At 56.8% G+C, this 12,693-nt stretch carries 13 protein-coding genes; 10 read left to right on the top strand and 3 right to left on the bottom strand.

The window, feature by feature from the left end:
* Positions 1-5 precede the first annotated feature (5 nt).
* The 3 genes from E0D86_RS06525 to E0D86_RS06535 form a co-directional block, all read right to left on the bottom strand.
* Positions 6-518 (bottom strand): PAAR domain-containing protein, encoded by a 513-nt coding sequence (locus E0D86_RS06525; protein ID WP_131649188.1) that lies wholly within the window; start codon positions 516-518, stop codon positions 6-8.
* A gap of 209 nt (positions 519-727) precedes the next feature.
* Positions 728-1,114, bottom strand: a complete 387-nt coding sequence (locus tag E0D86_RS06530) for a cupin domain-containing protein (protein WP_131649189.1) — start codon at positions 1,112-1,114, stop codon at positions 728-730.
* 95 nt (positions 1,115-1,209) lie between these two features.
* On the bottom strand, positions 1,210-2,022 hold the full coding sequence (locus tag E0D86_RS06535) for an AraC family transcriptional regulator (RefSeq protein WP_131649190.1): 813 nt from the start codon (positions 2,020-2,022) through the stop codon (positions 1,210-1,212).
* A 260-nt stretch (positions 2,023-2,282) separates the two neighbouring features.
* On the opposite strand from E0D86_RS06535, the gene E0D86_RS06540 reads away from it, so the two are divergent.
* From E0D86_RS06540 to E0D86_RS06585, 10 genes are all read left to right on the top strand, one after another.
* Positions 2,283-2,480 (top strand): DUF2934 domain-containing protein, encoded by a 198-nt coding sequence (locus E0D86_RS06540; protein WP_131649191.1) that lies wholly within the window; start codon positions 2,283-2,285, stop codon positions 2,478-2,480.
* A gap of 194 nt (positions 2,481-2,674) precedes the next feature.
* Positions 2,675-3,673: an NAD(P)H-quinone oxidoreductase gene (locus E0D86_RS06545; protein WP_131649192.1), complete on the top strand. Its 999-nt coding sequence runs from the start codon at positions 2,675-2,677 to the stop codon at positions 3,671-3,673.
* Between the two features lie 204 nt (positions 3,674-3,877).
* Entirely contained in the window at positions 3,878-5,932 is a 2,055-nt protein-coding gene (locus E0D86_RS06550; RefSeq protein ID WP_131649193.1) for a PAS domain-containing sensor histidine kinase, read from the top strand.
* A 570-nt stretch (positions 5,933-6,502) separates the two neighbouring features.
* Positions 6,503-7,339, top strand: coding sequence for an Abi-alpha family protein (locus E0D86_RS06555; RefSeq protein WP_131649194.1), 837 nt, complete (start codon positions 6,503-6,505; stop codon positions 7,337-7,339).
* A gap of 180 nt (positions 7,340-7,519) precedes the next feature.
* Positions 7,520-8,323, top strand: coding sequence for a hypothetical protein (locus tag E0D86_RS21455; protein WP_177493029.1), 804 nt, complete (start codon positions 7,520-7,522; stop codon positions 8,321-8,323).
* Between the two features lie 85 nt (positions 8,324-8,408).
* On the top strand, positions 8,409-8,678 hold the full coding sequence (locus tag E0D86_RS06565; RefSeq protein ID WP_131649195.1) for a hypothetical protein: 270 nt from the start codon (positions 8,409-8,411) through the stop codon (positions 8,676-8,678).
* Positions 8,679-8,699: 21 nt separating this feature from the next.
* A complete protein-coding gene (locus tag E0D86_RS06570; RefSeq protein ID WP_131649196.1) occupies positions 8,700-9,002 on the top strand; it encodes a YrhB domain-containing protein in 303 nt (100 codons plus the stop codon).
* 86 nt (positions 9,003-9,088) lie between these two features.
* The gene (locus tag E0D86_RS06575) at positions 9,089-9,421 is read left to right on the top strand and encodes a hypothetical protein (RefSeq protein WP_131649197.1); all 333 of its coding nucleotides are present in this window, start codon (positions 9,089-9,091) and stop codon (positions 9,419-9,421) included.
* 408 nt (positions 9,422-9,829) lie between these two features.
* The gene (locus E0D86_RS06580) at positions 9,830-11,665 is read left to right on the top strand and encodes an ABC transporter ATP-binding protein (RefSeq protein ID WP_131649198.1); all 1,836 of its coding nucleotides are present in this window, start codon (positions 9,830-9,832) and stop codon (positions 11,663-11,665) included.
* Between the two features lie 484 nt (positions 11,666-12,149).
* Positions 12,150-12,554 carry a hypothetical protein gene (locus E0D86_RS06585; RefSeq protein ID WP_131649199.1) on the top strand — a complete coding sequence of 135 codons (405 nt, stop codon included), beginning with the start codon at positions 12,150-12,152 and terminating at the stop codon, positions 12,552-12,554.
* Positions 12,555-12,693 lie beyond the last annotated feature (139 nt).

Here is a 12,693-nt window from a genome sequence, read left to right on the forward strand (position 1 = left end):
CGCCCTCAGCCAATGTAGATTTCGGTTTGTGGCGCGAACTCGACGGACACGGTCTCGGCCGTATAGGCCGCGGCACGTTTGGTCTTGCCGTGCTCATCAGTGACCCCTTCGATGACTTTGCCGGAGGCCGCTTTCAGCTTGTAAGGGCGGTTGGCCAAAGGCAGGCCGGTATCGCTATCGCTGAGCACGAAATGCTCGTCCAACTGGTTAGGCATCGGCGCTGGCGCGGTGAAGGGCGCCGGGCTCACTGACGAGCCGACCAGAATGTTGCCGGAGCCCGTCACGATACTGCCTCCGTGCGTGGTGGGGCTGCCGAGGAATGCAACCGGTTTGCCGTTGACCAAAATCGTGGCTTCGCCTGCTGATATCGCGCCGCCACAGCTACTGGCGTCACCGACTCGGGCAGCAGGTAGGTTGTTGAAAAAGACGTCCGGCGAACCAACGGCTATCGGGTTGGAACCGTGGCCGGGGATTGGGCAGGAGTGGGTGTCAGATAAGCGAGCAGCGGGTTTGGCCATACGAGTTCCCTTCGTAATCTGCGGGTGGCGGGTCAAGACCCTAACAAGCCTGGCGGAGTTCATCGACCCCGCCATCTCAAGGAAACCGACTTGTTAACGTTTTCGCCAGCTAATGGCGCCGCCGAGGACGCGTTGCGTCTCTACCGAGAACCAACGGGAAAGGGGACGGATTTATCTATCCGTTCTCTTCGCTTTGCTGGTCGCTTCAATCAAATCCAAACATCATTCACAGCGGTCCGCTCGTTGGTTTCATCGCCGGTATTCAAAACGCCCCTGGGCTCAATCAGCAGTAGCTTCGTCTCCCGCGCCGCGCTGGGTTTGTGCTCTATCCCCTTCTTCACCACATACATCTCGCCGGCACCCACGGTCACCTCGCCGTCACGAAAATGAATGACCAATTCGCCCTCCAGCACGATGAAGGTTTCATCGGTATCGGCATGGGTGTGCCAGACGAACTCGCCCTCGAGCCGGACGATCTTGAACTGGTAGTCGTTCATCTCGGCCACGACCTTCGGTGCCCACTGCTCATGGAACAGTGTGTATTTCTGGGCGAAGTTGATGGCGGTATAGCTAGTGCGCGTCTCTTGGGAATCCATGGCGTGGCTCGCTCTCGGTTGCGGTGAATGACCACCACGCTAGCGTCGCGCCCGACGTCCGTCTTGCATGATCGTGCAAGGTCCGCCTGTAACGGCTACCGGCTCCCGAGCATTTTCAGCCAGCGTGCAGGCGATATGCCGTAGGTTTGTGTGTAGAGGCGGGTCATGTGGCTTTGATCGAAAAAACCGCTCTCCAACGCCGCATCGGTCAGCGATTGACCCGCCACCAGTAGGTTGCGCACCTGCGCCAGGCGCCGCTGGGTGATGTAGCGATAGGGGCTGGTGCCGTACAGCGCACGGAAATCTCGCGACAGGCTCCAGCGGTCGCGACCGCTCGCCTGTATCAGATCATCCAGCGTGATGGCCTGGCCAAGGGTGTCATGAATGAACGTGCGTGCCCGTTCCGCCGCTGCGTAATCGACCGCCTTACGGCCACAACGCTTGCCAGCGGCGAACCTCAGCGCCTGCGCCAGATCGTAAATCGCATCATCTTCCTCCAGCGGATCGAGTGCGCTTTCCATGCTGTACAGCAAACGACTGGTTGCCGAAAACAGCCGAGCATCCTGCGACAGCCCGTCTGGTATGAAAGGCAACGGCTCGCCGCCCAGCACTTCTTGAATCAAGGACGGTTCGATGTAGAGCATTCGGTAATGGAAGCCGGCCTGAGTGCCCGCCTCGCCATCATGGATCTCGTCTGGGTGCAGCACTATCGTGCCGCCCGGCAGGCTATGCCGTTTCGATTGCCGATAATGGAAGCTTTGTACACCCGAAAGCGTACGTCCGATGGCGTAGGTATCGTGCCGATGGGGCGTATAGCCGTGCCCACGAAAGTAGGCTTCGATGCGCTCCATCTTCGTCGACGGGGTCGCTCGCGCAAGCCAGTCGCGGTCAGTGCTGATTCTGTTCATCGGTGAGGCCACCCGAGTGCCGAGGGTGGAATATACCCATCGAGGCGGAAGAAGGTCTCGCACCCTTTGCTTTCGCCAACCGCAACCGCGCTAAGCCGAATAGCCCGAAACCGAACAGTCGATTCGTCGGCTGCGAAAGGAATACCGGAACCATCCCCACTCTACCTGCCTCTGCTGAAAAGCTGGGTCACGTCCTACGCAGCCAAGCGCTGCTAGCGAACGACGTTCCGGCTTAATCCGTATAAAAAGAGGTGACCAACATGAACGACGACGAACAACGTATTCGTGACAGGGCATACGAAATCTGGGAAGCCAAAGGCCGACCTGAAGGCCAGGAAGGCGAGCACTGGAAGCAGGCGCGCGATGAGATGGAGCCCTTTTACAAAGAAGGTGATGCCACGGCTGGCAGCGTAGAAAGCAGCGTTGCGATTCCGATGCCGAAACCCTCGAAGGAGTGAGGTTTCCGCCGCCGAACGCCAGCATCGGCCGGTAAAAGCAGCCGTCGACCCGCTCGGGCCGATGGCTGCCTCAGCGAACACAAACCCCATACCTCGCCTCGCGAGGGGTTGGCGCTGCGGTCGGCGCGCACTACCGTGTTACGACGAGCCGCCCGTACAGCGCGGCTGTCTTGGTTTTGGAGGAACACGAACTGATGTCTGTGCAAACCATGCGTCATGTAGATCATCGTCCGGGCGGCGATGCGGATTGCCTTCGGTTGGTCGAAGGAACGATCCCCGAGCCGGGTCCGCACGATGTGCTGATTCAGGTGGCCTACGCCGGCATCAATCGACCGGACGTATTTCAGCGCTCCGGCAGCTACCCGCCTCCGCCGGACGCCTCGCCCCTGCTCGGTCTGGAAATCTCCGGTGAAATAGTCTCCCTCGGCGCCGAGGTGAGCGGCTGGAAACTGGGCGATAAAGTCTGCGCGCTGACGCCGGGCGGTGGCTACGCCGAATATTGCGTAGCGCCGGCCGAACACTGCCTGCCCGTGCCCGACGGGCTTTCCCTGATTGAGGCGGCGGCGCTGCCCGAAACCTACTTCACCGTGTGGAGCAATGTGTTCGAGCGTGGCCGTCTGCAGCCCGGCGAAACCTTTCTGGTACATGGCGGCTCCAGCGGCATCGGCCTGACTGCGATCCAGCTGGCCAAGCAATTCGGTGCCACCGTATTCACCACCGTCGGCAACAGCGAAAAAGCCGAGGCTTGCCAGCGCGCCGGCGCGGATCGGGTCATCAATTACCACGAGGAGGATTTCGTCGAAGCCGTGGCGCAAGCCACCGATGGCAAGGGTGTCGACGTGATTCTCGACATGGTGGGCGGCGACTACACACCGCGTAACCTGAAATCGCTCGCTGTGGAAGGCCGGTTGGTGCAGATCGCTTTTCTCAAGGGTAGCCGTATGGAGCTGGACACCTCAGCGATCATGCGTAAGCGCCTGACCTTCACCGGCTCGACCCTGCGCCCACGCAGCCGCGAGGAAAAGGCGGCCATCGCCACGGCTTTGCACGAGAAGGTCTGGCCGCTGCTGGATCAAGGCCTGTGCCACCCCGTCATCCACGCCACCTTCCCCCTCGACGAAGCCGCCGAAGCGCATCGGCTGATGGAAAGTAGCAAGCACATCGGCAAGATCATGCTGAAGGTCGAGCCATAACTTCTGCGTCCGGGTCGTGACGGTCCGTCCGTAAGCTTCGCCTGAGCCGACAGTCGGCACGGCCGCTTCAATCAGCCGCTTCCAGCCCGCTTCGGCCCGTAAACCGGGTCGTTTCACGCGGAGGTGCGGCTTATCGCACCGCACCTCCGAATACAGCATCTGTCTCAGTAGAGGGTGCCCTCAGCGGGGTCGATGCTGAAGCTGATGAAGCAAGAACTGGATTTCAAGGCGATATTCGAAGCCCTGCCCGTGCTTCATCTGGTCCTGTCCGCCAACCCGGAATTCACCATCTTGGCTGTCAGCGACGCTCATCTGCGTACCATCAACAAGCGCCGCGAAGATTGCGTCGGCCGTTCGATATTCGACGTGTTCGGCAAGAATCCGGATGAGGCGGATGAGTTCGGCAGCTGTGCATTACGCGCCTCGCTGGATCGCGTCCTGGAAACCGGGATGCCCGACCGCATGGCGATCATCAAATACGACATTCCCAGCCCCGCGTCCGAAGGCCAAGGCTACGAGGTGCGTTACTGGAGCCCGATCAACCTTCCGGTCTTCGACAAAAAGGGAAAAATGTACTGCATCGTCCACAAGACCGAGGACGTGACTGAACGGCTCCTCAGCCGAGAAGAGTCAAGGCAGCGGATGGACTATCTCGACGAGCGCTTTCGCGCCGCGCTGCTGGCCTCTGGGACCGGCACCTTCAATTGGTATCTGCCCGACGGCATCCTTCACTTCGATAGCGCGATGGAGCGGATTTTCAATCTTCCGCTGAGCGAGAAGCTCGATACCGTCGAGGCCTTTCTACAGCACGTTCACCCTGACGATCGACAGCGGATATGCCAGGCAATGGAGCATTACGCCGACCGTCAGGACTTCTCGGTGGAGTATCGTTTGGCGCGCTCAGGCCCCGAGCAATGGCTGGCGTGCAAGGCCAAGGTGTTTCGCAATGCGCTGGGCGATCCCACCCACGTGGCCGGGGCCTGTACTGACATCAGTGCACGCTGGCATGCCGAACAGGCCCTGCGCATCAGCGAGCACCGTTTGCGGCGGCTCAACGAGAACCTGGAAGCGCGAGTAGTCGCCGAAGTGGCCGAGCGCGGCAGAACCGAAGAAGCGCTACATCAGGCGCAGAAGATGGAGGCCGTCGGTCAGCTCACCGGCGGCATCGCCCATGACTTCAACAACCTGCTCACCGGCATCGTCGGCAGCCTTGACCTCATGCAGCGGCGCCACCGCCGCGGCGAGCCGCTGGATCTCGACCGCTACATCAACGCAGCGGCCAGCTCCGCCCAGCGTGCTGCGGCTTTGACGCAACGGCTGCTGGCCTTTTCCCGTCGGCAGGCACTGGATCTCAAGCCGATTGACGTAAACCAGATGGTGGCCTCGCTAGAAGACCTGCTGCACCGCACCACGGGCGAAAACATCACCATCGTCGCGGCGCTGGCCCCCGATTTGCGGCCCGCCTGCATGGATAGCAATCAGCTTGAAAGCGCCCTGCTCAACCTGGTCATCAACGCGCGGGACGCCATGCCCCACGGGGGCAAGATCACCCTCACGACAAGCAGCTTTCACATGGGTAAAAAGCCTCATCCGCAAAAGCGAGTTTTGGGCGAGGGTGATTACGTCCTTCTGACCGTAACCGACACCGGTACGGGCATGACACCGGAAGTCAAAGACCGGGCATTCGAGCCCTTCTACACCACCAAACCCATCGGTCAGGGCACCGGGCTCGGGCTGTCCATGGTGTACGGCTACATCAAGCAAGCCAAAGGCTATGTTCACATCGAATCCAAGCCCGGCAGCGGTACGAGCGTCTACCTGTACCTTCCCGTCTACAAGGGCGAGACAGCATTCGTGGCGGCGGAGCCGGAGTTGGCGATCCAGGGCATGGGCGAAACCATTCTGGTCGTCGAGGACGAACCCGTGGTCCGCTCCCTCGTGATCGAAGTGCTCGACGACCTGGGCTACCAAACCCTCGAAGCCGGCGACGCCTCAGAAGCCCTGCCCATCATCGAAAGCGCCCAGCGCATTGACCTGCTGGTAAGCGATGTCGGCCTGCCCGGCATGAACGGCCGCCAACTCGCAGAAATCGCCCGCCAACACCGCCCCGGTCTGAAAGTGCTGTTCGCCACCGGCTACGCCGAAAGCGCCACCGCCAGCGACTTTCTCGGCCAAGACATGGCTGTGATCACCAAGCCCTTCGCCATCGACGCCCTCGCCGCCAAGGTACGGGAAATGTTGGGGGTTCAGGCAGGTTAAGGTTTGCGCCCCGCCTCCCAGCGCTCCCCGCCCTCGCCATTCGCTAAGCGAAGCCGTGATTCGGTAGCCCCATAAAATTGGTGATTAAGCCTATCGGACGCTTTACCGAGTTTCACGCCGCCGGTAACGTGGCCGAACGCATGAGGATTGCGCGCCCAATCACACTCCCGCCTCGGCTTAAGCCCAACGGCCAGCACAACGGGCGCCACGCCCACACCAAGGACAGGTACAGATGGTCCGCTTTTCCCTCGTTCGGCCGCAGTGCCAGTTCGATACGTCTGCGAACGTCGCTTCGCCGAGCTGCTGGAAAAGCTGCTGGCGGACAATTACCGTTGCTGGAGCAATGTTCCGTCTTATCGCGACCCGATTAACCGCAAAAACTGCTGGACTCAAACAGACGTACTACATGGCGTATAAAATTCCTGGCGGTCGCCGATGCCTCCGCATCTCTCGCAATAGAGCCGTAAGCACAGTGATAGAGAGAATATTATACACCACGCCCGTCTGGTGACTTATACACCAACTGGTTTCTAATTATAGTTAGGCCTAGAAAGGATCTCATCAGAAATTATGCCTATAGAATTTAAAGTCGAAGGGACAAAGGAAATATCTAACGCACTTGTTGAGATTTTCTCCCCTATTACAAACATTCTAGGCACGCTGGGCGATCGAGTACGAATTTATCGAGAGTTGTCTCTACTACGCTCACTGAAGAGAGCGCAAGAGATAGCATCGGAAGAAGGCCTAATCCTTGAAGAACCTCCTTTAAAATTCCTTATTCCATACATGGAAGAGTGCTCTTTAGAGTCACCTGAAGATAACGTAATGATCGAAATGTGGAGTCGACTGCTAGCCTCCTCCGCAAGTGACTTTAAATCAGAGCACAATCTTTTTATTCGTATTCTTCGCGAAATGACGACCTCAGAAGCCAAATTACTAGAATACATAGTTTCTGAGAATACGCATAAAAATCATAAAGACTCTTGGCACATAGAGGACGCAGTACATTTCTGGTACGACCCTTATATTTATATAAGGGTGCGAGATTGCATAGCATCCTTACCAGAGCCATTAAGCGATGATACCGACTTTGAGGAATTACAATCTCTAATCCATGAGGCCACAGAGCAGCCCGGATCAATTGTCCATTATTTAGAAATTTCAAAGGGTGAAAAAAATGTCTATCCAATGGAAAGCATTTACACCAGCGACCGAGGCCCTATAGATGATGATTTTGAACGCACGTCAATCTCAATCCTGAAAAGCCTTGGAATTATCGAAAGCTATACATCGGCAGAGTTCTGGTTTGGTGAATACCTATTTGTCATTCATTCTTATCACGCAACAGAGCTTGGCATCCAATTCGTAAAAACCTGTACAAATTTGATAAAAAACAACAATAAATGACTGCCAAGCATAGAGCCACAGATCACGCAACGGGGCAACGGCAAACTAAAATATTGCATCCGCCGGCCTAACAATGCGCTCAACTGTCGCTCACTCCGTTCGCTGGACGTCCAAAAGCTGCGCTTTTGGCCGCCCGTTAGCTTAATCGTTATAAGACAAAAGCAGGAATTGTGCCTTGCCATGATTGAAAACATAAGAAAGATCAGCAACCCCCTAACAATTATTGCCATTTTTGCTGGTCTTGCTGAAATCAGCGGCACCATAGTTCTGCCATTTCTAGAAAGCAGCAGTCAAGAAACATACCTGTGGTTTCTAATGGGCTTCCCTCTACTACTCATCCTATTATTTTTCGCCACATTAAATTTCAACTATAAAGTTTTGTACGCGCCGTCCGACTTTAAAGACGAAGATAACTTCTTGAAGCTTTTCGGAAAGCCCACGGCAGAAGAGCTAATTAGCAAATTGAACTCTGAAATAGAGCAAGCAGACGAGCAATCATCGCAAAGTCAATCTGGAACAACCCTTAAAGATGCAAAAGTCGAACTAAATTATCGCGAAGTAATTCGAAGAAATTCAGCCTCCACGCATTATTTTGCGGAGGAATTAGTTATGACAAAGCTAGCCCAAGAGTTTGATGAAGTAGAAAAGGAAATAATGTTACGCGCTGGAAGCTCTCAATTTCTATTTGATGGTGTAGCTAAAAAAGGCAAAAAAGTATTTGCAATCGAAGTCAAATACTTAAAAGACCGCTCAAGCTTGAAAAATATACGCAGCTCCTTGGTTAAGATCTCAAAAACCTTGTCCAACCTGCCAAGCGAAGCAGAACCAATGACAATAGTTCTGGCCATTGCAACAGACCTAGAAGGCGAAGAAATGGAGCTTCTTGAGCGAGAAATAAATGCCAGCAAGCAATCCGTTAACTTCAATTGTGAAGTCAGAGTTTTCAATTTGGCCGCTCTAGAATCAGAGCTTCTCCATTTTTGATCTTATAACAATGCGCTCAAATCGTTCGCTTCGCTCACTGGGACCGGCCAAAGCCGGCCCCTTAGCTTAATCGTTAGGTGCAGGCATGGACCCGACAGATCCCGATTACGAAATAGCAAAAGGCAGAATTGCTCTTTGGCTTACCCCAGAGCAAATCGCATTTATCGCTAATGAATGGCGAAAAATCCCCAACGATGCGCCGCTGGAGGTAAAAGACTGCTGGAGCGATATCGCTTTTAGATCAATGGCTGCGCTACATAAGGCGGGGGTTACGTATGAGCCGTTGTTTCCTAACGAAAGTGATGCGTACCACCTAACTACTCACTGCAGCGGACCCGCTAAAGCGGGCCGCTGAGTTCAAACGTTAGGCGGCCCCATGGTTACGAAAGAAGTCGCTCACAAACTCGTTCTAGAAGCAGTCTGCGGCGAATGCGATTGGCTGCCCGAAGGCGACGAAATAATCATTGCCGAAGAAAATACTATCGAGAAGCCATGGGGCTGGGTCATCTTCCACACATCGAAGCTGTGGCTAGAAACCAACGATATTAGGTACGCAATAGCAGGGAATGCACCAATCATCGTGGAGCGAGAAACAGGGAAGCTCATACCAACTGGTACAGCTATGAGCATCGAAAAATACATTCAAAACTACGAGAGAACGGGTAGTCCGCATGCCTAACCAGTGGTTCAAACCGTTCGCTGCGCTCACTGGGACGGGATGAAGCCCGCCCCTTATCCAAACGTTAGGCCTCAAAGGAACACGCCATGTGGGATACGATTATTGCAGCTCTTTCTCTTACCCTTTCATTAGGACTTGCTGTTTTTTACTATCGTGATCGAAGGCAGTCGCGCTTTGCAATAGAGAAGGACTACATAAATAACCTAACAGCTTGGCACGACCAAGTTATCGTTCTTTTGATTAAGTCTAAGCACTTTCATCAAAGCCAAGATAAAGAAGAACGCACCGTGGCTTTATCAAGCCTCTCCGCGCTGATTGAGCAAGGTCGCTTTCTTTTCCCAAACATTGACAAAGGTGATGGCTTTGGAGAAGACAAGCCGATTGCCAAGGGTATAGAAACCTTGCTTTGGAATATCTGATCATCGCGTACGGCGTAATGACAGGCGATGAGAAATCAAACATCGAACCCTTGTTGGATCAAGTTCAAAGGCGCTTCACTTCTATTGTTTTTGAGGTAGTCAATCCAAGACATCGACTGGATACCATTCACGCGCTCACGGACCGCTACATTGGTTCGAAGCAGTCGGCCGAAGACCTTCTTCGAAATCCACACATCTAATGACTTCTGGCGACATTGCCCCATTGCGACCTAACTTGGCGTTCAATGTGAATGACGACAGGCGAGGGCGGACATTTAATAAAGACGCGGCGCCCGGCGCAGCCGAATCGACAGGCGGGAGCAGACTCAGCGTGTGATGTGGAAACGCCGCTGGGCTGGTGGCGTCCAACAAGTCCAAGCTCCCACTCGCCAGAGCAGACCTCACCCCATGTTGTTCCACCGTTTCGAAAACCTCATCGACGTCTTCAAGCCCAGCCCGGATGTCGCGCCGCCCGCCGGCATGCTGCGCTTCTACGGGCACTACCTGAAGCAGGTCTGGCCGTTGATGACCGCTGTGCTGGTGATCGGCTTTTTCGCGGCGTTGATCGAGGTGGCGCTGTTCAGCTTTCTCGGCCAGCTGATCGACATGGCGCAGGCGACCAGCGACGCGCGGACCTTCTTCGCCGAGCACCGCAACGAGTTGCTGTGGATGGCGCTGGTGGCGCTGATCATCCGGCCCGTCGTGTTCGGCCTGCACAACCTGCTCACCCACCAGGCGATCAATCCGGGTCTGACCAATCTGGTCCGCTGGCAGAATCACCGTTATGTGCTCAAGCAGAGCCTGAATTTCTTCCAGAACGATTTCGCCGGGCGCATCGCCCAGCGCGTGATGCAGACCGGCCCGTCGCTGCGCGATTCGGCGATGCAGGTGATCGACGCGCTGTGGCATGTGGTGGTGTACGCCGGCAGCGCGCTTTATCTGTTTGCGGCCGCCGACTTGCGCCTGATCGTGCCGTTGTCGCTGTGGATCATCGGTTACAGCGCGGCGCTCTGGTATTTCGTGCCGCGTATCAAGGCGCGCTCGGCAGCCGCTTCGGCCGCGCGCTCGAAGGTCATGGGCCGGGTGGTCGACGGCTACAGCAACGTCGCCACGCTCAAGCTGTTCGCTCACTCGCGTGAAGAAGAAAGCTATGCCCGTGAGGCCATGCAGGAGCTGCTCGATAAATTCCGCCTGCAGTCACGCACCATCACCAGCCTGGACTTCCTGATCACCTGCCTCAACGGCCTGCTGATCGTTGGCACCGGCGCGCTGGCGCTGTGGCTGTGGAGCGAGGCGCTGATCAGCACCGGCGCCATCGCGCTGGCGCTGGGCCTGGTGATCCGCATCAACAACATGGCCGAATGGATCATGTGGGTGGTCAACGGCATCTTCGAAAACGTCGGCACTGTGCAGGACGGCATGCGGACCATTGTCCAGCCGCGCCAGGTGCTCGATCGCGAAGACGCCAAGCCGCTGCAGGTAGAGCAGGGCGGCGTGCGCTTCGACGATGTGCATTTTCATTACGGCAAGAAGGGCGGCGTGATCAGCGGCCTTAGCATCGATATCCGCCCCGGCGAGAAGATCGGCCTGGTCGGGCCGTCAGGCGCCGGCAAGTCGACCCTGGTCAATCTGCTGCTGCGCCTTTACGACCTGGAAAGCGGTCGCATCCTGATCGACAGCCAGGACATCGCCGACATTAATCAGGAAAGCCTGCGCGCCAACATTGGCATGGTCACGCAGGACACCTCGCTGCTGCACCGTTCCATTCGCGACAACCTGCGCTACGGCAAGCCCGACGCCAGCGACGAACAGCTCTGGGCGGCGGCGCGAAAAGCCCGCGCGGACGAGTTCATCGCCGCGCTGGACGACGGCCAGGGCGGCCTTGGCTTCGAGGCCATGGTTGGGGAGCGGGGCGTGAAGCTGTCCGGTGGTCAGCGACAGCGCATCGCCATCGCTCGGGTGTTGCTCAAGGACGCGCCAATTCTGGTGCTTGACGAAGCCACCTCCGCGCTGGATTCGGAAGTCGAGTCTGCGATTCAGGAGAGCCTGGATACCCTCATGGATGGCAAGACGGTTATCGCCATCGCTCACCGACTGTCTACCATCGCCCGTATGGATCGTCTGGTGGTGATCGACAACGGCCAGGTGATCGAGACCGGCACCCACGCCGAACTGATCGAGCGCGGTGGCCTTTATGCGCGCCTGTGGCAGCACCAGACGGGTGGGTTTGTTGGTGTGGATTGATTGGATAGTTGGGGATTGGACCAGCCGCGCAGCAGGCCGTTGCCCATCTTCGCGTTCTGCTGGGGCGATGAACTGACGATTGTAGGTTGGCTGGGCTAGCCCACCGATAGAAGTCACCCTGTCACGGTGGGCTGAAGCCCACCCTACGAGCCGTATGACTCGGCGCCGCAGCTGCAAGCGCCAGATGCTCGGGCGGGCTTTTGACACTCACCTATTCCATGGACAAGCGGCTGGCTTCGCTCCGCTATCTGAATGGCTTCCGATGGGATTTATCACACCGATCACGTTCTCGTGTGAGTGGCGTTAAGGCTTTTCCAGCACGTAGGGTGGGCCGGGCATATCACGGTATTGGTGAGCGCTTGATTTCGTCCGGCTGCCGGCGGCCCTTGCTGCGCTATCAAACCGCCGTCGATGGGATTTATCGTCACCAGCGAGGCTCTATATGAATGATCGATGACGGCTAATCTCGATGAAGGTGAAGCGCGTGGATAGTCGAGAGTTTGTTTGGGCGCATTTCAAGCTCAATGCCGAGCAGCGCCTGCGCGGGTTCAACTTCTTCGTGGTGCTGGCGATCTTTGCCGATGGCGGGGTGTTGGCCGCGTTGGAGCGGGGCTTCTCGCCAGGGCTGCTGGTGTTGTTGGGCGCCTTCACCGTCCTGCTGGCGATGGTGTTCTGGCTGGTCGATGCGCGGAGCCGCCAACTGTTGCAACTGACCATCACGGCGCTCAAAGAGATGGAGACCGAGTTTCCCGCAAGCCACCGGCTATTTGCCCACGATGCGCTGGGGCAAAGCTGGATCATCAGCTACACCTTCGCCATCCGGGCGCTGTTGCTGGCGCAAATGGGGTTCGGTCTTGGTGTGCTCGCCTATGGGCTTTATCAGTGGTGAAGGCGCCATGATTTGTCGTCACGTTCTCACTCCTTCCCATCCCGCTGCATGGCGCGCTGGAGCAGGCGCAGGCTCGCTGATAGAGTGCCGCCGCTCATCAACCATCGGCTGACAGGACGTCTGCCCAGCCGCCGCACAG

This window comes from Pseudomonas sp. IC_126, assembly GCF_004331835.1.
Lineage (GTDB): Bacteria > Pseudomonadota > Gammaproteobacteria > Pseudomonadales > Pseudomonadaceae > Stutzerimonas.